At 34.0% G+C, this 25,563-nt stretch carries 27 protein-coding genes and 1 pseudogene; 6 read left to right on the top strand and 22 right to left on the bottom strand.

Going from position 1 to position 25,563, the window contains the following annotated elements:
* Window positions 1–6: 6 nt before the first annotated feature.
* Window positions 7–1,179 (top strand): beta-aspartyl-peptidase, encoded by a 1,173-nt coding sequence (gene iadA / locus ACZ5XR_RS29875; RefSeq protein ID WP_464502558.1) that lies wholly within the window; start codon window positions 7–9, stop codon window positions 1,177–1,179.
* A 592-nt stretch (window positions 1,180–1,771) separates the two neighbouring features.
* Here iadA and ACZ5XR_RS29870 read toward each other — a convergent pair.
* Window positions 1,772–2,233 (bottom strand): tyrosine-type recombinase/integrase, encoded by a 462-nt coding sequence (locus ACZ5XR_RS29870; RefSeq protein WP_464502557.1) that lies wholly within the window; start codon window positions 2,231–2,233, stop codon window positions 1,772–1,774.
* A gap of 887 nt (window positions 2,234–3,120) precedes the next feature.
* Here ACZ5XR_RS29870 and ACZ5XR_RS29865 point away from each other — a divergent pair.
* Entirely contained in the window at window positions 3,121–3,990 is an 870-nt protein-coding gene (locus ACZ5XR_RS29865) for a tyrosine-type recombinase/integrase (RefSeq protein WP_464502556.1), read from the top strand.
* Window positions 3,991–4,669: 679 nt separating this feature from the next.
* Window positions 4,670–4,939, top strand: a complete 270-nt coding sequence (locus ACZ5XR_RS29860; protein ID WP_464502555.1) for a hypothetical protein — start codon at window positions 4,670–4,672, stop codon at window positions 4,937–4,939.
* 124 nt (window positions 4,940–5,063) lie between these two features.
* On the opposite strand, the gene ACZ5XR_RS29855 is transcribed toward ACZ5XR_RS29860, so the two are convergent.
* Complete coding sequence (locus ACZ5XR_RS29855) at window positions 5,064–5,606, bottom strand: hypothetical protein (protein WP_464502554.1); 543 nt, start codon at window positions 5,604–5,606, stop codon at window positions 5,064–5,066.
* Between the two features lie 178 nt (window positions 5,607–5,784).
* On the bottom strand, window positions 5,785–6,618 hold the full coding sequence (locus tag ACZ5XR_RS29850; protein WP_464502553.1) for an ArdC family protein: 834 nt from the start codon (window positions 6,616–6,618) through the stop codon (window positions 5,785–5,787).
* Between the two features lie 764 nt (window positions 6,619–7,382).
* On the opposite strand from ACZ5XR_RS29850, the gene ACZ5XR_RS29845 reads away from it, so the two are divergent.
* Window positions 7,383–7,706, top strand: a complete 324-nt coding sequence (locus tag ACZ5XR_RS29845) for a hypothetical protein (RefSeq protein WP_464502552.1) — start codon at window positions 7,383–7,385, stop codon at window positions 7,704–7,706.
* A gap of 5 nt (window positions 7,707–7,711) precedes the next feature.
* Window positions 7,712–8,176 carry a restriction endonuclease gene (locus ACZ5XR_RS29840; protein WP_464502835.1) on the top strand — a complete coding sequence of 155 codons (465 nt, stop codon included), beginning with the start codon at window positions 7,712–7,714 and terminating at the stop codon, window positions 8,174–8,176.
* Between the two features lie 164 nt (window positions 8,177–8,340).
* Here the strand turns inward: ACZ5XR_RS29840 and ACZ5XR_RS29835 are convergent, their stop codons facing one another.
* From ACZ5XR_RS29835 to ACZ5XR_RS29800, 8 genes and pseudogenes are all read right to left on the bottom strand, one after another.
* Window positions 8,341–8,844 carry a hypothetical protein gene (locus tag ACZ5XR_RS29835; protein ID WP_464502551.1) on the bottom strand — a complete coding sequence of 168 codons (504 nt, stop codon included), beginning with the start codon at window positions 8,842–8,844 and terminating at the stop codon, window positions 8,341–8,343.
* Window positions 8,845–9,201: 357 nt separating this feature from the next.
* Window positions 9,202–10,068, bottom strand: coding sequence for a hypothetical protein (locus tag ACZ5XR_RS29830; RefSeq protein WP_464502550.1), 867 nt, complete (start codon window positions 10,066–10,068; stop codon window positions 9,202–9,204).
* 56 nt (window positions 10,069–10,124) lie between these two features.
* The gene (locus ACZ5XR_RS29825) at window positions 10,125–10,577 is read right to left on the bottom strand and encodes a JAB domain-containing protein (protein WP_464502549.1); all 453 of its coding nucleotides are present in this window, start codon (window positions 10,575–10,577) and stop codon (window positions 10,125–10,127) included.
* Between the two features lie 932 nt (window positions 10,578–11,509).
* Window positions 11,510–11,725, bottom strand: coding sequence for a hypothetical protein (locus ACZ5XR_RS29820; RefSeq protein ID WP_464502842.1), 216 nt, complete (start codon window positions 11,723–11,725; stop codon window positions 11,510–11,512).
* Window positions 11,726–11,974: 249 nt separating this feature from the next.
* Window positions 11,975–13,336 (bottom strand): annotated as a pseudogene (locus ACZ5XR_RS29815) (IS1182 family transposase).
* 106 nt (window positions 13,337–13,442) lie between these two features.
* Window positions 13,443–14,276, bottom strand: a complete 834-nt coding sequence (locus tag ACZ5XR_RS29810) for a hypothetical protein (RefSeq protein ID WP_464502548.1) — start codon at window positions 14,274–14,276, stop codon at window positions 13,443–13,445.
* A 770-nt stretch (window positions 14,277–15,046) separates the two neighbouring features.
* Window positions 15,047–15,517 (bottom strand): GNAT family N-acetyltransferase, encoded by a 471-nt coding sequence (locus ACZ5XR_RS29805; RefSeq protein WP_464502547.1) that lies wholly within the window; start codon window positions 15,515–15,517, stop codon window positions 15,047–15,049.
* A 217-nt stretch (window positions 15,518–15,734) separates the two neighbouring features.
* Window positions 15,735–16,061, bottom strand: coding sequence for a hypothetical protein (locus tag ACZ5XR_RS29800; protein WP_464502546.1), 327 nt, complete (start codon window positions 16,059–16,061; stop codon window positions 15,735–15,737).
* 217 nt (window positions 16,062–16,278) lie between these two features.
* Between ACZ5XR_RS29800 and ACZ5XR_RS29795 the strand changes: the two genes are divergently transcribed.
* On the top strand, window positions 16,279–16,731 hold the full coding sequence (locus ACZ5XR_RS29795) for a DUF6557 family protein (protein ID WP_464502545.1): 453 nt from the start codon (window positions 16,279–16,281) through the stop codon (window positions 16,729–16,731).
* Window positions 16,732–16,860: 129 nt separating this feature from the next.
* On the opposite strand, the gene ACZ5XR_RS29790 is transcribed toward ACZ5XR_RS29795, so the two are convergent.
* From ACZ5XR_RS29790 to ACZ5XR_RS29740, 11 genes are all read right to left on the bottom strand, one after another.
* Window positions 16,861–17,403 (bottom strand): hypothetical protein, encoded by a 543-nt coding sequence (locus ACZ5XR_RS29790; RefSeq protein ID WP_464502544.1) that lies wholly within the window; start codon window positions 17,401–17,403, stop codon window positions 16,861–16,863.
* Between the two features lie 144 nt (window positions 17,404–17,547).
* On the bottom strand, window positions 17,548–17,925 hold the full coding sequence (locus ACZ5XR_RS29785; RefSeq protein WP_464502543.1) for an epimerase: 378 nt from the start codon (window positions 17,923–17,925) through the stop codon (window positions 17,548–17,550).
* A gap of 185 nt (window positions 17,926–18,110) precedes the next feature.
* A complete protein-coding gene (locus tag ACZ5XR_RS29780) occupies window positions 18,111–19,520 on the bottom strand; it encodes a M1 family metallopeptidase (protein ID WP_464502542.1) in 1,410 nt (469 codons plus the stop codon).
* A 230-nt stretch (window positions 19,521–19,750) separates the two neighbouring features.
* The gene (locus tag ACZ5XR_RS29775) at window positions 19,751–20,422 is read right to left on the bottom strand and encodes a hypothetical protein (protein ID WP_464502541.1); all 672 of its coding nucleotides are present in this window, start codon (window positions 20,420–20,422) and stop codon (window positions 19,751–19,753) included.
* A gap of 117 nt (window positions 20,423–20,539) precedes the next feature.
* Entirely contained in the window at window positions 20,540–21,172 is a 633-nt protein-coding gene (locus tag ACZ5XR_RS29770) for a DUF4085 family protein (protein ID WP_464502540.1), read from the bottom strand.
* A gap of 165 nt (window positions 21,173–21,337) precedes the next feature.
* A complete protein-coding gene (locus ACZ5XR_RS29765) occupies window positions 21,338–21,580 on the bottom strand; it encodes a hypothetical protein (RefSeq protein ID WP_464502539.1) in 243 nt (80 codons plus the stop codon).
* Between the two features lie 67 nt (window positions 21,581–21,647).
* Complete coding sequence (locus tag ACZ5XR_RS29760; RefSeq protein WP_464502538.1) at window positions 21,648–22,001, bottom strand: DUF5412 domain-containing protein; 354 nt, start codon at window positions 21,999–22,001, stop codon at window positions 21,648–21,650.
* A 192-nt stretch (window positions 22,002–22,193) separates the two neighbouring features.
* The gene (locus ACZ5XR_RS29755; protein ID WP_464502537.1) at window positions 22,194–22,847 is read right to left on the bottom strand and encodes a hypothetical protein; all 654 of its coding nucleotides are present in this window, start codon (window positions 22,845–22,847) and stop codon (window positions 22,194–22,196) included.
* A 626-nt stretch (window positions 22,848–23,473) separates the two neighbouring features.
* Complete coding sequence (locus tag ACZ5XR_RS29750; RefSeq protein WP_464502536.1) at window positions 23,474–24,064, bottom strand: VanZ family protein; 591 nt, start codon at window positions 24,062–24,064, stop codon at window positions 23,474–23,476.
* A 264-nt stretch (window positions 24,065–24,328) separates the two neighbouring features.
* On the bottom strand, window positions 24,329–24,889 hold the full coding sequence (locus tag ACZ5XR_RS29745) for a hypothetical protein (RefSeq protein ID WP_464502535.1): 561 nt from the start codon (window positions 24,887–24,889) through the stop codon (window positions 24,329–24,331).
* 185 nt (window positions 24,890–25,074) lie between these two features.
* Complete coding sequence (locus ACZ5XR_RS29740; RefSeq protein ID WP_464502534.1) at window positions 25,075–25,428, bottom strand: hypothetical protein; 354 nt, start codon at window positions 25,426–25,428, stop codon at window positions 25,075–25,077.
* Window positions 25,429–25,563 lie beyond the last annotated feature (135 nt).

Here is a 25,563-nt window from a genome sequence, read left to right as displayed (position 1 = left end):
AAAGAATTGCTTACCTTAATCAAAAATGGCGAAGTTTACGCACCCAATTACCTAGGACAGAAAGACATATTAATTGCAGAAGATAAAATCGCATTCATAGATGAGAGAATCGAGATTCCTGACAACTTTGCCCCTATTCAAATCATTAATGCGACAAATCTTTTGGTTGTTCCAGGATTTATAGATTCACATGTTCATATTATAGGTGGAGGTGGAGAGGGCGGGTTCAAAACTCGCACCCCTGAGCTAATGCTCTCTGATATTACAACTGCAGGTATAACAACATTAGTCGGCTTACTTGGTACTGATGGGACAACGCGCAAAATGGAAAGTCTTCTTGCCAAGGCACGGGCGTTAGAGGAAGAGGGTGTTTCTTGCTTTATTCATACAGGATCCTATCAAGTGCCAGTAAAAACACTGACTGGAAAAATCGAAGACGATATTATTTTAATCGACAAAATTATCGGTGTTGGAGAGATTGCAATCTCCGACCATAGATCATCAGAACCCACATTTGAGGAACTGGCTAAAGTCGCCGCTGCGGCACGCAATGGCGGTATCCTGTCAGGAAAAGCTGGCATATTAGAAGTTCATGTAGGGGACGGAGATGAAAAGCTTTCATTACTGTATGAAATTGCAGATAAAACCAACATTCCGATTCGGCAGCTCCATCCGACACATATCAACCGAAATGAAGAATTATTCAGGGCAGGTATTGATTATGCGAAACGAGGAGGATACGTAGACTTTACCACAAGTACCATTCCTCAGTTTTTGAAAGAAGGCGAAGTGAAGTGCAGCAAGGCATTAAGTATGATGCTTAAAGAAGAGGTTCCAATTGGACGCATCACCTTCTCTTCAGACGGGCAGGCCAGCCTTCCCTGCTTTGACAGCAATGGGGAGTGTGTAGGCCTTCAAGTCGGAAAAGTATCATCTCTATATCACGAAGTGCGCGATTCTGTTTTAGAGGAAGACATCCCGCTGGAAACGGCATTGGAGGTCATCACCACGAATCCTGCACATGTGCTAAAGCTTTCAAGTAAAGGCAGCATCCAAACCGGGAAGGATGGTGATATAGTATTGTTGGAAAAAGAAACGTTGGACATTCACAGTGTCATTGCAAAAGGTAAGCTTATGGTAGAAAACAAAGTTCCAATAATGAAGGGAACATTTGAATAAAGGAAGGTTCCGGTGCAAAGATAATGATACTAAAAACTAGCCTCTTGAATTTCTAGTGGGATTCAAAGTTCATCATATTTATCTTCAAAGAGGAAGGAGCCTGTTTTGTCCATGATGAATACCATTCAATGTAATATACGAATAAAAAAGACTTTTAGGAGAAAGCGAGCTTCCTATTAATGTGTATTATGGTATTTAAATATGATAGCAATGGAAAACTTCCCGAAGTCCATATTTGAATATTATAATACGATACAAGTTACTTCCTTCACAAACTCTTTTCTTAACAAAAAAAGGATGGAGTCATTTCGATTCCATCCTTAATTCATTTCATTTTTTATTCCATTTTTACAAATGATGTGAACCGGAGAAACGTGGTTTTACTAAAATACAGAAACTCCCAAAACATCTTCTAAACACTAAATAATAGTTTAATAACTCAATAGTTTTGAAGACTGTGGAGGAAACACCAGACTTACGTATTCTGAATTTTTCTGACAATTTTTACAGAACGAAATTAGATGAGAGTTGTTCGTCAAAGGAAAGTTAAATTCGTTAAAATTCAAACCTCCAACACACTAAAAATTGTATATTATAAATTTTTAAAAATACTACTTGGATTGTTCTTATATCGTAAACCTGTCTGAACATAACGATTAACCATCTCCCTGGTTTTATGGCCAGTTTGTTTCATTATGGCTATTTCCGTCATTCCCATCATGGCCGCGCTTGTCGATAGTCCACTTCTCAAACTATGTGCTGCAAAGTCATTTATATCCATACCGAGTTCCCCGATATATTTTTTTATAATAAGTGCTATGGATTTATCACTCAACCTTTCCTTGATATTTCCATGCCGATCAATTGAACGAAACAAAGCACCGGAAGTAATTAACCCTATCTTAATCCACTCTTGAGTCGCTTTAACTGGACAAAATTCGTTATAAGTATAAACAACTCCTTTTATAAGATCATAATTCATTGTTTTGGTCTCTCGAACTCGTACGTCCATACCAAAGTCGTTAATCTGTAAATCTTCTATATTAATAGTCACCAGTTCTGAACGTCGGCTTGCCAGGGCAAAACCTAACTATAGGGTTGCCTTAAGATCATATATTGCTATATGATACACTAATGTTTTATATTTTATCATTGAGTTATGATATTTTTATTAATATAGTTTATATTTAACAGTAATGATGCAATATACAATATAATCAAAAATAATAATAATTGTTGTGGATGTTATTGGAAAGGGGAATAAGTCGCAATCGATCCCTATAAGAGAGGAAACCAAGGAAATTCTATTTAGCTATCGAAAAAGTATTGGAGAATCGATTGAAATAAATATGCAAGATACAAGTCCCCTTTTCTTCGTTTTATATAATATAAAATGCACCTCATGAAAATAAAAAGCAATTAACTTACCCCACCTAATATAAAATTGTAAAAGAAGCTGTTCATCTTGCTGGAAAAAATTCAAAAGTAAAGCCGCACTGGTTTTGGCATACTTTTGTCCCTCCTCTATTGGAGAATGATGTTCCACTTGCGAATGTTTAGGATTGTGAAGGCCATTCAGATATATCCACAACGAATATTAATTTAGAAAGAATAAACCAAGATAACTCCTACATTTAAATAAAGAAAGCTAACTTGTTTTAATCTACTAATTATTACAAAACAGGTAATTTTAGTGGTTCAAAATTTTTTAGTATTTTTGACCTCTACATGGTAGGAAGTGCGATAAAAAATTTTGTTATTTTAAAATTTTTCTTTTGATTTATGACTCGACTTCATTTAAAGTTGTTTTTTTCCTTAACTGTCGGTTTTTAATTTTTAATAATTTTCAATATATGAGGGTACATTTGTACCCTTATTAGCAAATAAGATAAAACCAACTTTGATAATCTTCTTTTAAATAAGTAACTGGGGATGAAAAAGATGCTTTATGGATTTGTAAGACATATAGAAGACAAAGGATACAGTTCAGAGACAATAAAAAGTTATGAGAAAGTTCTTAGTCAATTTTTTAAGTATATAGTGAAATCTTATCCTTTAAATAAAGAACCTTTTCAAATTTCTTCAACAGACATCAAAAATTACTTAGAAGAACAACTGGAACGGAATAAGAGTATTTCTACTGTTAACAAAGAGTTAGCAATCATTAAGACTTTTTTCAATTACCTTTGGGAGATTAACAAAGTACCCATTGATCCGGCTGTAAAGATTAAACGATCGAAAGTGAAAAAAGATCTTAAAGTAGTCATTACTTATGATGAAATACTTAACATTTTGGAGAAGGTGTTGGTGAACCAAGATTATTCTATATTGAGAAAAGCTGTTTTCCTTTTAGCGGTTAAAGGATTAAAGACAGCAGATTTTCGTTTTAAAAAGGAAGATGTTTTAGATAATGACAAAGAAAATTCTATTACCATTCAACTTAAGAGTCGTTCCATTTTATTAAATGGTAAGGAAGCCAAAAGCTTTCGGGAGTATTTTAACGAGATGATTATGTACAGTGAAAGTGAATATGTTTTTACCACTACACAACATGGTGAAAAATGTGAAGGACCCATTCAGGTAATGTCTATTTTAAACCATCTAAAAGCGGTAACTTTAGATTACCTTGGGGAAAACTCTCCAGGATTGACTCTAATTTCAATACGTAGAGCAATGACCCTAAATCTGTATTTAAATAAATATCCCTTACAAGTAATTGCAAAGGAACTTGGGATAGAGGAAAATACAGCTTCTAATTATATAAAATATATTATACAAGGAAAAATTGGCCCAGAGTCTGTATTTGAATAAGTGTTTCAAAGCATTAATTTAAATTCTCTTTAGACTGTTTTTTAACTGTTTTTTAACTTTTTTTTAAAATCATCTACTTAAATCATATTTTCCTTTTAAACTGGTTTGTTGGAGATTTGCATTGTAGCGTATTTATCAATTGTTTTATGTATAACCATCGGTCTAATTTCGTTGTATAATAAAAGATTGATAATTCAATTAACTTGTGTATCATTATTTTTTTAATCTAAGACGTTCAATTTTAGCTTAGATGTAATTCTCTTTTCTATATTTCTAAACTCGTGAATTACGATATATGAATAAGATATAATTAATAACATTTTATTTATTATTTTCATAACTAAAATATAACATAAGATTATCATATATAACAAAATCATCATATATGTTGATATATATGATGATTTTGTTATATATATATTGAAAAAAGCTGAAATATCATTCCTAATTTCTCATCATTTTTAAGTAATATTAGTGGCTTTAACAAGTTTAAAAGGCTTGCTAATGCTTGCAATATGAAAAATACAACATTAGCTGCTTATTTAATTGAAAAAGCTCTAGATAACATTCAGCAAGTAAATGAACTTCAAAATGAATTTTGCACAGAAAATGCTTATAGAGTAGTACCGATTAGGAACAACGGAGAGATCCATTACACGCTTAGTGGGAGGTATGATCTATGAGTTGGGTCAGCTTTATTTGTGGTGGTATAACGGTTTTAATAACCTATGCTTTATTTACGGGCGATCGGGATGAAGAAGATGAAATGATTCCGGTAGCTGGGGCTATCGGAAACAATTTAATTGTAAGCAGCTCAACAGGTAGGTACGTGACTCTTTCCTGTCAAACCTGCCGAAAACTAAAAAAACATAAAGAAATTGAACCAAATCTTTATCAATGTACAAAATGTAAAAGACACGTTGATCTAAGGTCCCCTAATGGCTTCTAATAAAGCGATTTATCAATCTACTTAATTATACAAAACAGCCCCGGAATGTGTATAACCGGGGCTGTTCCTCATAACATATAATACTCAAGCACAAAGAGTATCTTACTTTGTTTTACCAAATATTTTAAGTTTGAGAACTTGGAATACTGCTTTTTGTTTCATCTTTTCTCTGCTGACGGATAATCATAGGTTTATGCTTATCTTTCTTCATTTCTTGTAAATATCTCGCTAAATAAGCGTCTGTGATGCGATGGGGAACATACCCCAGCCGCTGGCGAATGATATTTTCAAGAACAAACATTTTGCGAGTCATTTTTTCATATTGTTTCCCGCTTTCTTCTTCATTTTCTTTATATTCATCTGTCTGACCATGTTTTCGAGCTTTATAAAACACATTTAAATAATGATAAAAGGATGATCTTTCAGCTCTTGCGTATTTCAGCAAATTAAGCAGCTCAAAAGTCGAATACCTCATAAGGTCGGGGGTGGATTTGTCCAGATAAGCATCTAGCGCAAAATCTCTAATGCGGACAGAAATTCGCTCATAATTCTGCTGCACCTGTTCCGGCCATAATCGCATAACGCAGAAATCACAATAATACTTTTCAGGCTGCTGGATCAATTCGCTCCCGCAATATGGACAAGTAATCACATCGTATTCTTTCATATCAGAAAACCTCCTTTAAAGTCAAAACGGTGTATCATACACTTTTTTTGATGTGCAGGCTGATAACTTCAAATTATCTTCTTAAATAAATGCTCTTAGTGTTCTATTTTTAGTCTCCTTTCCGTTTAAGGAAAGGAGACGGATCCTTGTGCCTGTGACCTTATATGTTACATTTCTTTTATTCCTCTTCTGTTTCCTCTTTCCCCAAAATATAATCTGCTGCTTTTTGTGCCTGTGCTGCTGCTTGTGTAACTAAACGGCTATCACCTTTTAAAGCTCTAATCCATGAATTTATATAGCTTGCGCTATTTTCAATGGTATGGTTATCAATCCCAGCAACACCGCAGAGCATTGCTGCCCCCATTTCAGCAATCAGTTCTTCCTTGGAATAAACGTCATCTCCAAAGGCTACATTTTGCGTTATGACGCCCGAACGTTCTAATCGGTTTTTATGGCCTGTGCTATGGAGCATTTCATGAAATAAAGTGCTGTAATACTCTTCAGCCTTTGGAAAATCCTTTAGTGGTGGGCAGTTGATTTTATCAACAGTTGGATAGTAAACGGCTTTCCCTGAATAGAATGTGTAATCAGGCCCATTGATGTATCCTTTATAAATTTCTTCTGCTCTTTCAATTGGATTATGGTCAAAGGTTATTTCTTTTCGTTTGCTTTCCAGCCCTTCCACTTGATTGATTTCAAAAACACGATAATACCGAAGGTAAGGAATCTTTTCAATCTTTCCTCTTTCTCCATCTTCTTTTTCGAGCCACTTCCAAAATACCACGATATGCGATTTTTCCCCTTTTTTAACTTGGCCACCGGCTTCTTGAATTTGATTAAATGTGGCATATTCTCCGGCTTCTAAAAGAAAAGTATTAATTCCTCTGTATGGCTTTTGCGTCTTCCAGTTGACTGCTCCCCCGTTAATCCACGGCATGCGCCACGGTATAACCCCCTTTTCCAACTGCCCGATGACCTTCTCTGTAACGATGTCATAAACGCTTTTTTTCATTGGGTGTTCCTCCTCGTTTTTGGGTTTTCATTTCCTTTTTTGCTTTGCCTGAAGAAGCGAAATGGTTCCCCAAAGGGAATTATTTTTCCCCTTTGACATGGAGAACGAAAAACACGCATAGGCTGCCGGTCAAGGGTGATCTTAGCGCAAAAGTTTTTTGCTGTTACAAAGTGGTTTTAAGTAAAAAAGTTTTGTGCCCCTTGAACGGCTGACTTGCCGTCTTAGCTTCCAGCAGGTGGAGGGCGCAGCCTAGGAGTCTCGACCTGCTGGAAGGTTAGTCGGCCTGCGATGTTTTACGATTCGGAAGGCAAAGGGAAAAATAAAAAGAGCAGCCGTTTGGCTGCTTTCCGCTTTGGGTTCTGAGGTTTTCGGCTCGTTCGGTATGACGGCGATAGCCGTAAATGGGACAGGAACCTACGGACTGTTAAAAGGTGCTTTTTCCTTTTTTACAATCCGTGGTTATCGGCCCATTTAATACCGAAGCGACACGTACAGTCTGTTGGAAAGAGCGCTTTTTCCTTTCCTACGGACTGTAGTGCAGCCGCCAAAAAAGGTTTTGAATCTTATGCCTTCCTAAAGGAAAATAGCCCGCCTTAAAGGCGAACTGGTTCATTAATAACTGCATATTTGCTTCATGCAAAAAAGAGAAGGATATCCTTCTTCACTTGTTCTAGAAAAGAATGAAAAATGACTGGATTAACAGGGGAATTGAAGAGTAATCAAGAATAAATAGGTTAAATGGGTTAAACAAAGAGGGGATAACAATGGATTCAAAAAAGAAATGTTCCAGGCATAAAGAAACCAAAATAGAGGCTCTTTTGACAATTGAAAAGAAAATTTATATCAGTAGCTACTGCTTTTCTTGTTGGGTAGATCAAGAATTTAAAAAAGAAATGAAAAAATTTGAAAGACAACTAAAAACATCTAACCTAATGTGGATAAGGAATTTACTTTCACTTGATAAACCTAATTTTTACGAATTTGAAAAATTATATAGAGGCCACGCTAATAACGGAAAGAAAAAAGCAAAGAAATACAAAGAAGAACTTCGCCAACAATATTATAAAAAAATCCTCCCACCCATTTAGATGAAATTCTTAAATTAAATGGTGTAGAGTTTGAAAATTATATAAAATTCTTTTTTCAAAAACAGGGATTTACTATAAGTAAAGCACCTGAAATCAGGAATGTTGGAATAGATTTAGTGATGACAAAAAAGATAAATAACCAAATAAATAAAACCGCAATTCACTGTAAATCATATAAAAAATCAATAGGAGTAGCTGCCGTACAAGAAGTTTTTAATGGACAACATCTTAGTAAATGCAGTGAATCCATCATTATAACTACTTCAGGATTCACAACTTCAGCTATAAAGAAAGCGAAAGATTTAAAAGTGGAATTATGGGATAAAACTAGATTAGGTGAAGAAATTAAAAAAACCGTAAAAGCAGACAATAACAGTACCTTATCTTGGGATGAATTTCTTGCACCACATCTAGTAGAAGATAAGTTTCCTCCTAAAAAAAGAACTAAGAAAAAATCAAGTTCTTTTTAAAGAATTAGATATCTTGCTATTTAATCATTTACATAATGGGGTTAAGTGTAGGGAAAATCAGCTTTTTTCCATGTCGAAATTTACTTAGCGTTTTCCGCGTTTTGGGTGGGACCTCCCAAACAGCTGTATAAGATCTGTTATTCCTTACCATCCATAGTTCTGAATTAATCCTTTTTTAAACGTTTTTTCTCCTGCTCATAAAAACCTTTAACTGTATATTTGCTCCAATATGGGGTTCCCGCAAGTTCAATATCTGCATTTGGGAGCTTTCCTCGGCTGTAATACACATTTAATTTTCGCTTATCATAATTCAATCCATGTTCCGATAAGAAATCAGCAAACTGTTTTTGATTCAAATAATCATCTGTCGTTTCACGAATAATGGAGAAGGTAGGTTTTTGAATGAGATACGTATCCTCTCGAAAGAACAGAGTTATTAATTCTAATGCCAATTCAAGCCACTGATCATCTAAATGTTCATACAGCCAACGGATATTAAAACTTCCATATTCTGGAACCTCAAAAAACCAAGCTAACTTTAAAAAAGTGACTTCTACTTCCGTTAAATCTTTTAAAGCTTCGCTTACTAAATCAATGTTCTCATATGCCTTTAATCTGCTTTTAAATTCCGGGAAAGTTTCAACGATGCGTTTGGTTGAGCTTTTCATATAATCCCCTCCTGTTGACCTAGTCAACAATAGAATAAAACAAAAAGTTGACATAGTCAACTCTAATGCCATGATTTTTATGCTGCATCCGTGCATAGTATGGAATGCAGAGGGCTTAGGGGTTTGATTAATTGCTTTTTTAAATGTTTCTATTCTTCTCGAATAATCTTTCAAAAGGCTGCGTCAGCAACCGTCAAGCAGGCTCGATGCCTGCGTCAACTAATCAAGAAAAAACGTATGTTTTTTATCCATTCGTGAAGCTTCGTCAGTTGGCCATCCAGCACTTTTTCTTATCTTCTAGCTCCCGTTGATACCTCCTTATAAAGCAAGGGGCAAAGCCCCATTGCTTACCATTTTTTAGACTATAGTTAATTTCCACTTTCCTCTTTCGATGGAAGAAAAGTTTTGATGAATTTGTAAAGTCTGTCTAACTTTTTCCCGCCAATGCTTATTTTTTCGAGATTTTTCACTTTCTCGAATGACCTCATAAATGGCAGATAAATCTGCTTCCCCTCCAAGATACTCTATTGCTCCTTGAATCAAGTCACGCCAAGTCATATTTTCAAATGCTCTTAAATCAAAGGTTTTGGTTTTTGTTATTTTGACTGGAACGGACCAAATACACTTTTTCTTAAAAACGATTAAATGTTCATGAGCAATGGCAATAAAATGGCCATTGTATTTTTTTCTATCGCTAACGGTGTTATGTTGAGTTTTTATCATATGAACGTCAATCTCACCAAAATAGATTAAGTCCTTGATTGGACTATAATATTTCCCCTTTTTTCTCACGTCACCTAATAACATCGCATGATGCCCATTATTCAATAATGCCTGGTATATTTTTTGGTTCACTTTATCTAATTTATGGATAAACTCGTCATAACTCATATGGTAGGATAAATCATCATCATGTGGTGCCCCTCTTTGCGTTTCATACGAAATAATGTCCCAATATGGGGGATGACTAAATGTAAAGTCATTCCCTGTTGGAATGTCATCTAGTAACGCATTCCAACTATTATTCAAGTCAAGATGAACACTGTTTGAAATGCCTAAATCAAGCGCGACTTCTTTCCCGGTCCCGGAACCGCTGAATACTTCTAAAAATTTGCTAGGCTTGTAAAAGTCCAATAAATCTTTTATGACATATCCGCTACAATTCCCACGATATGTGGATTTCCCCCATTTTCCACGGTTTTTATAAGATAGAATCGTATTCATATATTCTCCTTTCAAGCAAAGGGGGATTTTTTTCCCCCTTTGCTATTTTGGTATTTTTATAGATATCCTTTCTCTTTTAGGCTGACATGCTTTCCTGTGTGGGTGACAATCACATGGTCAAGCAATTCAATGCCTAAAATTCTTCCTGCTTCTGCAAGCCGTTTGGTTATGTCCAAATCTTCCCGGCTCGGTGTAGGGTCTCCGCTTGGGTGATTGTGGCTGACAATAATGGATGCTGCATTATTGAGAATAGCGCATTTCATGACCTCTCTTGGATGAACGATACTAGCATTCAAGCTTCCTACATGGGCTCTATGTAACCCAACTACCTGATTTTTCGTATTCAGCATCATCACAAGAAGGACCTCTCGGTCTTCATCCGCTATGTAAGAGGCCGCTAATTTTTGGGCATCTTCTGGTGAACGAACAGCATACTGTACAAACGGTTCTGAGGATTCCTTAATTTCTTGTTTGATTCTAACGACTTCGAAGATTGACGTAAATTCCATTTTTCAAAACTCCTTTTTATTTTTGTTTTTTTCATTCATTTTTTCTTTTTGGATTCCGAAGCGAATCCTTCCCCAAAAGGGGATGATTTTTCCCCTTTTGCAAGTAGAACGAAAAACGCGCATAGGCAATGGGTCAAGGGCGATCTTCGCACAAAAAGTTTTTTGCTGTTGAGATAGCGCCTTTAAGCAAAAAAGTTTTTTGCCCCTTGACCGATTGACTAGCTTTCTTAGTTTCTGGACGGAAAGGTTCGGGTGTCCTACCGGCTGGAAGGTTAGAAAGCTTGCGCTGTTTTACGATTCGGAAGGCAAAAGGGAAAAATCAACAATAAAAGCAGCCGTTATGGCTGCTCTCATTTTGTCTTTTATTCTTTTGATTGAGCTTTTAATCTTTTGATTTCGGCTCGTTCGGTATGGCAGCGTAAGCGTAAATGGAACTGGAACCTATGGAATGTAGGCGTGAGCCGTACAGTCCGTAGTTATCGGTCCATTTAATGCCGAAGCGACACGTACGGAATGACAGAAAGGGGCTTTTTCCATTCTGACCAGTCCGTAGTGCTGCCGCCAAAAGTAGTTCTGTATACTTTTACCTAAGATTTTAAATTCCTTATTTCTGAAGAAAAATTGCAGCCTTAAGGCTGTCTAACTGACAAAAGCTGAACAAATGGGGAGAGAAAAGATGTAAAATGTCCCATATAAAGGATTAGTAACAAAATAGAGATGATAAAAATACCATCTCCTAGGTTCGTGTAAGGAAAGCCTGCTCCTGGACAGACTTCACCCCTCGATTGAAATTGCCTCTAAATTAGAATACGAGCTTCTAAGCAAAGTAACTGATGGATCAAATATTCAGACTGCGTAATCAATTTAAAATACCTATAAAAAAGTTTGCGACTCTGACTCCTTTTAAGAAAAATTCTAATTTCAAAACGATTTTATCTCAACTCGTCATTCAAAAGAACAATTACTTCATCTAATGTCTTTCTACACTGAAGCTTCATTTCTGGTCCGTATTTCAATGGTTTTGCATCTGGATTTACGGCTTTAATACTTATCAAACTGCTTGCTGTCAATAATTCCCCCGATACTCGGAATAGGCTCTGTTCCAGTAGCAACCAACCACCAATACCTCTTAATTGATTATTATCCATATACAACAATTCCTGCCCTTTTATGTAAAAAAACCAATAAAATACTAAAAAAGAAGATTATGGATGAGGGAATTTTTTGATGTTAATAGAATATATAAAATTAAAATCACTTGAATTTTACACATAAAAAAAGCATCCACAGGATGCTTCAGATTGTAGACAAAAGGCATCCGAATGTGTCCATTCGGATGCCTTTTTGTTGGACTTTTGCTCGTAAGAGCAAAACTTAGACTTATCTTATTCATATATTTACGCCATTACCGGACTTTTCCATGTCCAGCTGGCCATCTTTTTCAAATTCATTGCAGCAAAAGTAAGCATCGCTTGCATAGACAATTTTTTTAGACCTCTTAAGGTTGTCCATCGCATTCCATGCTTTTCCTTAGCATCCGCAAAGACACGCTCAATCGTTTCTTTACGTCTTGCATATATAGTTTTATTTTCTTCTGTATGACGAAGATGGTCGGCTTCTTCTAAATAGTTTTCCCACACATGTCGTTGAATTAGTTTTTTATGTTCTTTACTCTGTGTACACTGTGATAATAATGGGCAATTTTTACACTCAATGGGGTTAGAGAAGTATTGTCGATAACCTTCCTTTGTCGTTGTTGCATATTTTAATATTTGTCCTTTCGGACAGATATAACAATCATAGTATTCATCATAAACATATTCATGCTTTCTTAAGAAGCCATCCTTCGTACGAGGGCGAGTGTAAGGTAATGCAGGCGTTATATCATTTTCAAATAAGTATTGGGCAATGGCAGGCGTTTTTTATCCAGCATCAGCAGCAACAGCCTCAGGTTTCCCGTGTTTTTTAATGACCTTTTCTAGAAGTGGTTCAAAAATAACGCTATCGTGTATATTCCCTGGTGTAACAATCGTACCCAGAACAAAACCATTTCGATCAGCAGCTGTATGGAATGAGTAAGCAAACTGTTTCGTACGCTCGTCCTTTACGTAATAACCACTTTCTGGGTCCGTGGTGCTTTCTTTAATTTCTTTCTTTTCTTCCTTTTCAAATTTATCTGGAGGAAATGGCTTTTTCCCGTGATCTTCGCGGTCACTATTAATCTCCTCTTGTAATCGCGCTTCATATGCTTTGGTTTCTTTTCGAACGACTTTCTTCTCAATTTTACGCTTATTTGCACTTGCTTTAACATGTGTGGAATCAATAAAAACGTGATCACTGCTTATTAATTTTTTATCAGAAGCTTCCTTCAAAATACGATAGAAAATCTGCTCAAATAAATCAGTATCCTTGAAACGTCTTTCGTAATTTTTACCGAAGGTTGAGAAATGTGGTACTTTATCATAAAATCCAAAGCCTAAAAACCAACGATAAGCAATATTTGTGTCGATTTCCTCTATAGTTTTACGCATAGAGCGAATACCGAAGGTATATTGGATAAACGCCATCTTAATCAATACTACAGGGTCAATACTCGGACGACCTCGATCAGATGAATACATATCTTGTACAAGTGAATAGATAAATGAGAAATCTATGGCAGCTTCTATTTTGCGAACCAAATGGTTCGCAGGTACAAGTTGTTCTAAAGCTATCATTTCTATTTGGTCACGATTCATCTGTGTATTTTTTGAAAGCATAGTATCCACCTCATTAAAATCTTCATATATCAATTATACAAAAAAGACTGCCGGCAGACCCGATTTTTCTCGGATTTGTCGACAGTCTGAAGCATCCACAGGATGCTTAAAAAATTTTATCAATATGATCAAACATAGTTTGTGCCGCAGCTTGGCCCCACTGAGGGTCGTTTACCGCTTTAGTGACTACTTTTAATAAAGCAGCTTCACCAATTCTGTATAATTTGTCTGCAAAACTTTTTAATTTGCCTGGTGAAGGTGATGGTTTATTGATCTCCGCTTGAACTTCATTAGCTACCTGTTCTACTTCAGCCATTTTCTCTTCAGGAATTACCTGGTGTTTGTTTACTTCATCCATTATTTTGTTCACGATATTTTCATAATGAGATGCCTGATGTATATCTTTTCCTATTGCAATATTACTGCCACCTGAAGCATTGATATGGCCGTAATTAAAAATTTGCAAAGTATTTGCTGCAATTTCCTCTTTTCCTTCCACTTCGTCTTCAACTAAATCATTTAAACGATGAAGGAGTTCCCTTAAACAAGGGGCAACAACTTCCAAAATAAACTCCCGGACATTATCTGCCAATGCCTTTTGCTTAAATATCCTATGAGCTAAGTGATCTAATGATATTTCATCTGTTGTAACCTGATTAAATATTTGCAAGACATAAGCGATTTGGCTGTCTATATCTGTAGGTAGATCTAACTCATTTATCCAAAAGTCACCTCTGCCAATATGTATTTTATCAAATTCAACAGGTATACTCATTAAAGGTGCAACAATGGAGTTAATTACAGCATCCTGGTTTATTATTGATATGAATCTTTTGATTCTAGCTTTATATGTAGTATAACCAGCATTTAAAATGTCCGAAGCCGCCGATTCAAAATTTCGAATAGACCTTATAACAATAGTTGCCGAAAAATTGCTCATATTTTTATCCCTCCTCGGTAATATTATCTCCTGTCTATACTACAACAAACAACAAAAAAACGAGTATTTCTTTATGGGGTACTGCGAGGATATTATACGCTAAGCAGAAAAATCAGGGTTTTTATATTGCCTTCTTGTTTTCAAATTTTATAATTCCTAAATAATGTCATGTTTCACTAACGCACCCGTTACTTTAAGTACAAGACTTCACAATTTCCAATTCTGAATAAATAAGATAGCATCTTATTATAAAGTTCTCTAAAATAACTTCCAGCCTCCGACATCCCATATAAATTGATAATAAAAATAATAACAAATCAAAAAGGTATTAAGGGTAAGACATAAATAAGAAGACAATGGCTTAACAATAGAACTTTTATAAATTAAAAATAATAGTAAACAGTTCACTAATACTGGTATTAATGTAAACCACAATCTTTCATCCCAAATAGATACAGTATTAGGGGCTAACCACATAATGAGTTTATCGGACATTTGTGCAAAAACGGAAAATATGAGAAGTATCCAAAATAAAAATTTTATAACAATGTTCTTATTTACTAAACTCATATTAATCACACCTCATTATCGAAAACATCAACTCGGCTATAAAAGAAAATATTCCTTTTCGACCTAATTTCTTAACATTTTATGCCTTTCCTTCTTCAGCTATTCTGCACCGTTACTTGAATAAGAAAAAAGCATTACCGATATTCGAGCAATGCTATGGTTGACGTAGAAAGAATGTGCTTTATGTAAAATAATATAAATTACTCGGTCAGTTTTAAACAATAAACAAATTCATCGTGATGAGCTTTCTCAATCTCTCCAGTTGGCTTAAATCCTATTTTTTCATAGATCCGTTTTGCTGGTTCATTATTGTGAATGACTGTTAAATAAATTTCCTTACAGTCGAACATTTTAATCATATTATTCACCACCGTTTTCAAAATAGGAACTCCATAACCTTTTCCCTGAAATTGGTGCCCTAGCATAAGACTGATTAACTCGTATCTTCCATGCTCATTTCGATAGCCAAAGCAAGTAAAACCTATTAAAACATCTCCGTCATAAATAGCTTTTGGGACGAATCCATATACTTGGCAAGCCCCAAGAAAAAAAGCATTAGAGCCCACCCATCTTTCAAATATTTGAATACGCTGTTCCTGTTCCTTGTCCGACTTCAAACTATTAACATCCCAAAAATTGTTCTCTGTTACTTCTAATAATCTTATGTTCATTAAATTCCTCTTTCTTCATCAAAATAATTACCAACTAAGAGATTTCTATAAAGGAATTCGTTTTTCCTTGTATCAAATATTTAATATTTTTTCAGCCAGTATAGTGTGTATCTTATTAAACTATTCTGCCAGATAGTGGAACAAGAAAAAGAGTCGCCGCAGCAACCCTTTGTTCAACGAAAGCACCCGTTTGTTGAAGAAGAAAATCAATTATTTTTCAATATGATTTAGATGGAACAAATACGATTGGATATTTTTCTCCTAACTGTTTCTTCACTTCTTGGAATAATTTCAACCCTTTTTCATTGTGATTTTCCACTAGTTTTAATCCATTTTCTATTAATGAATCGGTTTCTAAATCAATCCATTTACCATATTCCCTTACCCATTCAAATAGTTCTTCCTGCAATTTATCTGATAAAGGGAAATCATCTATATCAAGATTCCAACCACATACGTTGCACCAAATTGGGTCAGCCGAAAAATCCGCTTCGAATTTAAATGATTTAGTAATTTTACATTTACAAACATCTTTTAATATCAAAAAGACACTCTCCCCAAAATACAATTTCTCAACTTTATTAAACTATCCTACAAACGTTAGCTAAACAAGGAAAAAGACCGCCGCAGCGATCAATCTTAAACAATCGCCCCCGTTAATTAAGTACAAACATTCACATATTCATTTATGTTTAGCTAGGAAGAACTATAAATTAATGATAGTATTTAATTAATTTACCTGACAACCGGAGGTTTTTTCTTTGAATACCTTAAAAGATTTAATTTTGTTAACTCCTTTTAATAAAGTTTGGGAGAAAGTCCTCTTACATTATTCCGACCAAATGAAACGTGAAATAAATGATATTCGAGAAGATTTTAAGGTTCTATATGAAAAACTACAAATTATTAATTTAAAAGAGAACCATTCGAATATGTTCATTTATATATCTGCGTTTGATACAGACGAAGATGATGAATCGGTTTATCGAACACAATTCGATGAAAATAATAAGGATTTATATTTTGATGTTTCTGGAAGAGATGATAACCATACAGGGTATTCACTTGTAGGAAATAGTTTTAATGAATGGATAAACTTTTACATCGACGTAGACACTCTTAACTCGATGAGTGTTGAAAATATTATTGCACATTCCATGTGGGAAATGACTTTCTTTGGTTACGACAATTTTGATAAGGAATCAATAAACTAAGTTCAATAAGAAGTTGGAAAAAATCAAAAGGACTGGCAAAACAGTCCTTTTGATGTTAAAGTAATGCATCCGTTGGCTTAAGTAAAATTCTTCACAAAACTTTGTGTTCCTTTGCGATAATGGTTTTATCTATTCTTTGCCAATCTTGGGGTATAAAATTTTCAAACAATTCGCTTCTTGATTATCACAGACAATACAAGTTATATCTTCTTTTTTTACATATGTTTCACCATCAAGTAACCCTTCATTTGTTAAGGCAGATAAAACGACAATATCATCTTCGATAGTTTTAACAAGCCCTTGAATTGTCTCTGTTTCTGAAATTTCTACTATAACAACCAATTCTTGCTTTTTCGCAACCTCAAAAAAACCCTGAATTAAGTCTTCATTCTCCACATCAAATCTAAAATGGTTCTGTTTTTTAGCTTCATATAATATTTCAAGGTTTTTAAGATAACGTGTATTTTGGTTAATTTGAAAAATATTCTCCGTTAAAATTAGGGAAAAACCATCGTATAAACCAACGGCTGAAATATCCGCTAAAATAGTATATTCTTCATTTGCCTTCAACACTCTTCCAGCCCTAAATTTTCCAACATCACTCAAGTCTCTGTATATTTCAAGCAAATGTTTGTTATTTTTCGCTTCTTCTAATTGTTTTAGCATCATCATCACTTCCTGTCCTTTTTTACAACTCAATACCTTTTTGAAACTGGGCTAAATTAGCAATTCAGGATTTGGATTAAAAAATCCTTCTTAAAGTAACCTGTCCCGTTAGCACACTAAGAAAACGGGATCGCCGCAGCCATCCCATCTTTAGCATAAGCCCCCGTACTTATCTTTTTTACTAAAACGGTAAATCCAGCCGTCTTCCGTATATAGTTCACCCGCTAAGCCGTCACTTACATCTTTTAAACTTTCTTGTTTTCCATCATCATCTACATTTACCGTAACATCAATCATCTCTTCTTGTTCTAACATCCATAGTAGATTATGTATCGTTGTATCAACTATTTCAGGAACTAATTTTTTTATTAATTCACTTTGACCGGAGGCTGAAATTAAGCTATGTAATTTTTTAGAATCCTCGCTTTTCATCTCACCTTTAATTGTTTTCTCCCATTCCCCAATAGAATAATCCCGAACCTTTTCCATTAATATTTCGCCAAAAAAATCAAGGATTTTATTGTTCATTTCATCACCTTTTTCAATTTTTATTTTCTTCTAGTCCATAAGAAAAGTTTTCTTCGATTGCAGTATATATACAATTATTCTAGGGTTATCAAAAGAAATCCTTCTTCCAGTAAATGCCACGTTACTTGAATAACGATAATGAAAAATGACTGCCGAAACAGCCCATTTGTTGTGAAACTATAGTTTTACGAGTCCTGAAGTAATAACCATCCCTTGAATACAGAGTTACTTTTTAAATTGAAATAATATTTAGTAAACCTGACAAATTCTTGTGTGTTAACCTCTTTGTATTTATAAAAATCATAATAAGTTTTCAAGAACTTTTCAGCTTCTTTTATCCCACCCCTATTTTCAAACAATTTCCATATCATTACTTCTGATTTCCCATAAATATATGAACTTGAATTAGATGTATATCTATCTAGAGGCATATTTACGGGAAGATTTAATTGCCCAACTGGTATCGTATCAAATGGGTTGTTACGTTTTGAATTAGAAAAATAATAAAGTTTTGCAGCAAAATCAGCAAACCCTTCATCCAACCAAGCTTCATTATAAGGATCATTACTGATAACTGCATAAAACCATTGATGTGCAATTTCGTGAACAATCATATATTTGAGAGAATTGAGATTAACTTGAGCTATGTTTTGAATTGACCCAGCCGTTACTATGCCTGGGTATTCCATTCCCATTTGATTTAATACTATATCTAATTGTTTAAATGGATAAGGACCAATATTCTTTTGAAAGAAGTTTAGGGCATCTGAGGCAGCATTTATTGACTCTTTATATAAACTTTTATCATAGTTATTTCCGAATACTCTGATATTAACATTTCCTTCCTTTTTCTCGGTCACATCTGGCTTTTTCAGAATCGCCATAAAAACTTCTTTTACATGTTTAACCTCGAAAGAACCTTTGTTTTCACTAGGATATTTGTCATTCTCGCTTGTGGAAACAAAAGTATAACTATTTGGAATGTCATAGGCTACTTTAAAATCACTGAATGCAGTATGGTAGGTTTCGCCATGTGCAGAATATTGTTCCTTGTTCCATTTATGATTTTTATAAGTAGCAACCATAGGATAGAATTGTGCCAAATAATAATTCCCATTGTTCTTTGTAAATCTATATCCGTTTTCAGGAAGAGTAAAATCATAAGCAAAATCCACGATCACTTCACTGTTTGTGTCTAATTTACTTAACAGAGGAATGGTTAATGTATCCTTATCTAGTTTATAATCTACTTTTTCTCCCCCGACTGAAACCTTATCAAACTGAACTATAGATGGGTGTTCTAATTGTGGTGAATTGTTTTTTGTAAACATATTTGGAATAATGTAAAACACTAAATCGTCCCACGAATCTTTAGAAACGTTTTTGACTTTTACCGTTGTTTCTAAATGAAACCTTCCGTCTTGATTCATTGACAACCTGATATTATATTGGCTTTGACTTCCTGGGGGCACACTTTTTGGAGAGAATTGAATTTTGGGTGTTTTTCCAATTTTAGATGATTCTGCTGGTTTAATATCTTTTAATAGCAACCAAGTAGCAAATGAAATAACAATTATTAAAGGTAATAATATCAAAACAAATTTCTTATAAATCGTTTCTCCCCACGCTTTCCTTAATATTCCAATAATAAGTATTCTCGATTACTACTGTCATTTCCTTCCTTTTTTTAGCATCTTTATTTATATTACGTTCTTACTAAAACACTCAACTAACTAGAATCGTTAGCATTCAATTACGAAGGAAAAAGGACTGCCGAAACAGTCCTTTTGTTGTTTTACTAAAGCACCCAGTTAGTTGAACAAGGTTAGTCATTAAAACTACCCGTTTCAATAAGGATTCCTTCCTTATCAAGCCTTTTGTAATTGTAAGGAATATGGCTTAATTTCTTATGTTTTTCACTCCAAATGATACTTAAGAATGGAGATGGTTCTTTAAGAAAATAGTCAGGAAACAAGTTTTCGTAACGATAACATTCGTTAGGGTATGTTTCATCGAACCCAAATAATTCAAGAACATCTTTTTCGATTGCAATTCCACCGATTTTAAACTCATAAACGGAATACAACTCTTTAAGAAAACTTGTAAAGCCTGTAAATTCTTCTTTCTTTATGCCAATTTGGTCCCATTCTGGTGCATCAAATTCATTCCCATAAAACCAAAAATCCACCATTAGTGTGTTGGGAAAAACCCTTTCCATTTGTAAGGTCGCTTTTCGTTTCCTTGATAAATAGACATATAATCTTAATCTTAATGAGTGTATATGTATGGATTTCGGGTCTTCTTCATCATATGGATACCCTCTATCAAAAAAATCAATAATATCATCAACGTTTTCGTCAACGATTTCAACTTTATTTGTGACCTTTGATAACTTATTTATTATATCCTGTATTGTTTTTGTTTTCTCTTCTTTAAGTTCCAACAAGAAACTAACTTCAAGGAAAGGACCGCCTTGCAACCATTGGGACCACTCCATCTATAACTCCTCCTAAATCTTTGATTAAATACATTATATATTCCTTATTCTTATTGAACTAACCTGCTCCGTTAGTCGAACAAGAACAAGGAGCTGCCGCTACAACTCCTTGTTTCCTCAAGAACCCGTTAGTTCATCTATTAATACATTTTCGGCAACAAGATTCATCTCTGTTAGATCATCAAAAAGAACCCGTAATTCAAATCCATTATCATTTGGATATATTTCATCATAAAGCCACCATCTACCTGAAAGGTTAGGTATCGTTATGGGCTGTACGTTAGTGAATGTGAAATTCAATCCTCTATCGTTAAAAGTAATTTTAAAAGTCTTGTCAGATATTTCAACATCGCTAACCTGTGCATCGTGCATTCCAAGATCGTGTATTTTATTAGCATTTGGAGGGAGTGATTCTTTAATTGCGTGGTAATACTTATCGTAGTCTTTAAGCATTTTTATTGTTTTTTCTTCTGTTTTCTTTATCCATTCGTCAGCCATTTCTTTAAGCTGTGGTGTTGGAAAGGTTGAATTCAATGTTCCATCATTAATATATGGATGAAACGATTCAGGCAGAAACTTTAATAGGTCTTGTTTACATTCTTCTAACTCAACTTGATAATTTTTTTGAATGTCAATCCCATTTTGTTCATACAATTGTATGCTTTCTTCCCATTCTTCGATTGTTTCTGGAAAGACTAAAAAACTGATCGTTGAGTTTTCTTTATACCAATCTTTTGTAAAATACTTCAAAATACTCCCCACCTTTCTTCTACTTTAACATAAAACCAATATCCTTATTGCACTAAACTGCCCCATTAGTTGCATAAGAAAAAGGATCGCCCGCAGTGGTCCTAACTTAAACTCTAGCCAACCGTTACTTTAAGTATAATATTGCATAAACTTCACATTAATGTATTAATGAAATACCCCCATAATCACAAGACCAATAAGGATAGCTGCAAGTGATAATATTAAAGCAAGTCCTGTTAGTTCACCACCTGTACCGAAAAAGGTATCAAGTATTCCTAAAACTAAAAAGACCGCCTTTTTTGATGTTTTAGACTCATCTGCCTTAAATTCTTTATAACCATAAACCAATAGTGATATAAAAGAAACAATACCTATTAAAAAGAGAATGAATCCACCAAACACTGCCATAAAAAATTTTCCCTTCGTTGCCATTTGTTATGAAGCTAAAGCATCTCGTTAGTGGCAGAAAAATTATTTATTTTCTTCTATAATCAAAAGTTTCACTAGGTACTTTTAATTTATGACCATTAATTATAACTGTATTTTCATCTACCCATTTAATATTTGCAGTTTCTTCGTGATAGTTCCAATAAATGTTCTTTGGTTTTTTGTTTTCTTTGTTAAAATTTAGTTCCCCTAGAACAGCATTATCTGTTGTAGCTCCTCCACTTGAAACATAGACTTTAAGCGTATAAGTTCCTTCAGGAGAACTCACTTCAGAAATTATATCTCCTTTAGGTAATCGACTCATATCAAAAAATGCCCAATAAACCACATATCCTAACAACCCAAGTATTATTAAAGTGATAAAAATGTGTCTCTTTTTCAATCAATCTTTCTCCTCAAAAATGCTGTATTCAATTTAGTTTATCAGAAAAATCTTCATTAAAACTTCAGGTAAAAAATGGTCATTGTTCTTCCACTAACCTGCTACCGTTAGCACAACAAGAAAAAAAGATTGCCGCAGCAACCCACTCTTCATCTCTTGCACCCGATTGGTTAATTAGATTTCCATACCACCTCATAATTTTCTGCTACTTCCACCCGACTTAATGATAATATTAACACCAGTTGCTCCACCACCAACTATGTGGCTTTTCATTTTTGACACATCAATATTCGCCACAATTTTTACATTTTTATTCTCATTTCCTTTTAACTTTAATTCATATGGTCCATTCTTATTCATAAGTGATACTATTTGAACATCATCTTGGTTTTGATCATAAAATTCTATGGTGAATTGTACATCATTTCTGTTGTAATTTTCAAAAGGAAGTTCACATACCCCGTGCAATGTTGTCTTATTGGTCATTTTAAAACTACAATTACTTTTTTCACGGTCATATGAAATTGCGTAAATTCCTGTTGCAAATGTTTTTTGAAACGATCGTGCAAGAAAAGGAGGAGTAAAAATTGCGATCATTATTGCAATCACTACAAATCTTATATGATATTTCCTAAATGATTTACAGAGAAAATATAAGCTTACTATTAGTAAAAGGAATGATGTTATTCCTACATAATTTATCCCATTTACTGTTCGAACAGGTATATTAAAAACCGAAAAAACTGTCTCACCATAAGGATTTACATTAGGGAAAGGGAAATTTAATGCCATTGACGCAAAAAAAGGAATAAGAGCAATAAAGAGATATTTCTTATTTTTTATCAATATGACCACACTCATTTATGAATATATTCAGAACACATTCAAACAGCAGGCTCTGTATAGCAAATATACTTCGTATCATTGCCCCATTACTTCAATAAGAAATGCCTCCGAGAATGGCAGCCAGATTTTCCGCTAAAGAACCCGTTACTTTAATAAGAAATCACGATTCAAAAATTCTTTGTATCAATTTCTCCCTCTTTCTTCCATTTGCGATGTGTATAAAATAATGTAGTGATTGACACTGCAACGAGAGCTGTAATCAATAAAATAGATAAAAACAATGACAAAATATTTGACAGTAATATCAATATTATTAAGGCAATTACCATAGGAATTTGTACTAAATTCCAAAGAAACTTCTTTTTATAATTTAATTTCCAATAAACCAAATCCCATGCACCTCCTCCTTTTATATTACCATAAAAAACCATATACTTTACTAAAATTAGTTGTGCACCTAATTGAACTAAACTGCACCCGTTAGCCATCCATGAAGCAGAGCTTCACCACAGAGGATGGAATTTCACCCCGTTCTTCCATGGTAGTTGAGTAACGGCAATGAAAAAGGACTGCCGAAACAGTCCATTTGTTGTGAAAGTAAAGCACTCTGATAGCTTTATAACATTTTAATTACGACTACTTGATTGGAGATTACTATGCTTAAATTTGTTTGATACAAAAACCTTTAATAGCAATCTCAAAGCCAGATACCCAAAGCAAGCACCAGTTGTATTTAAGATAACATCATCAATGTCAGTTGAACGATAACTAAAACCCAAAAAGGCACTGATTAAGTATTGCATGCCTTCTATAATCACACTTAATGAAAGACCAGCCAAAATTGTCTTTTTAAATGACATATTTTTTACTAATAGTGGCAAAAGAAATCCAAATGGAGATAGCAAAAGAACATTTCCACCAATTTGTCTTAAAATTACTGACCCTGCAACTGCGGTTCTTAAAGTATCCAAAATAGAATGAAAAGGGATAAAATTATTTCTTTCCCCAATTTGTATATGTTTATCCATATAAATAATATATGACTTTTGAATTGGTAAGGGAAATAATGTAACAGACATAACCGATAATACATAAACCACCATTAAGAACAAAAGTAAATGGTTATAAAGTGTAAAATTCTTCCTTTTTATTAAGAAGAAAACATATAACAAATATAAAACAAAAAATACAGTATCTGGTAAAATAGCGTTTAGCATTCTTCACGCACCCTTTTAAATATGGTATCTGAAGTAATTCTGTTAGAATCACTAATAATCCTGCCGTACTTTCATTTTAGTGTAATATCGAAAAAAGGATTGCCGAAACAGTCGATCTGTTGTGAACACATATAAATAAGGGTTGAGTTATCGCTCACTTCCCCTATGTGAAAAGCGTTCCTGTCTTGCTACAGAAACGCATAGCTAATGGACTGTCGAAACAGTCCATTTGTTGTGAAAGTAAAGCATCCTTTAGTTAAAGAATTACTTTTTATTATTAGGTGAATAATCAATAGAATTAGCAATTTCAACTAAGGTTTGAGGAGTCACTTTATCCGAAATTCTTTTATCTATCCCCAGCATATACTGCCAATTATCTTTTTCAAATATAAGGAGATTAGCAACTCGAGTTACCATATAAGTAGCTTGTTTGCCATCCTTTAGCTTATATGTTTTTAATGCATCTCTATTATTTATAGATATTCCATTCTTTGCAGGACGAACATTAACTTTATAATGATTTTCGGGTGACTTATCACTTATAAACATAACTTCAAAAGTATCATTTAAATCCCCACCTAAATCACTAAACCTCCCAAAAGTATGAGTAAAAGCCACGGGTGGTATTCTAAACGGTAATCTTAATTTTCGTTTAGAATGCTGTTCAAAAGCCTTTAAAGCTTCGTCAACAGGTTGATAACCGATTTCAAAAAGGGTTTCCTCATAAGTTGGAGGTTTATCGTTTGAAGCTGCAAAGACTGTCCCAATCTTAGGAGAAACTAAAACACAAGAAATCATTAACATAATGCAAATGATTTTTTTCATACTCACCCCCCCAACATTTCGAGTTTTAAGGTTAGTTTCCCCAAACATAAAATATGTATGAAACTGAGTCATTCTATATTTCAACAAACCTGCTCTTTAGTTGAAGAACGATAATAAAAAAAGGACTGCCGAAACAGTCCATTTGTTGTGAAAGTAAAGCACGCACCCTTTAGTTCAATAAGAAATCAAAATTCATCTTGTTTACTTTCTCTATAAAATCTCTCTATAAAAAATTCATCAACTAGATTATTATCAATTAAATAATCAACTGTAGTTTTTATATATTTTTGGCAATAAGTGAAATATTTTATATTATCATCATTAATGTAGTTTTCTTTTTTAAGTTCTTTCATTTCTTTATATGCCCTATTTATGAAAAGCATTGTCCCATTATAGTTTTCACTCATAAAACATGCAATAGAATTATTTATATAAGAAACAAAACGATAATATATCGTGTTTCTTTGAAAAAACCTTTGAGGTAATAAATTATAATTGTTAAGCTGTTTAAAAAAATTCAATATTATCTCATTGCCCATATTTTTACTCCTCCTATATACAAACTGTATTTAAAATTCGACTAGGAGATTTTGATTTCCTTCTTCCGCTAAACTGCAACTTTAGTTGAAGAACGATAATGAAAAAAGGACTGCCGAAACAGCCCGTTTGTTTAT

This window comes from Neobacillus sp. Fa239 (genome assembly GCF_055395235.1).
This window is presented reverse-complemented; position numbering and strand designations above follow the sequence as displayed.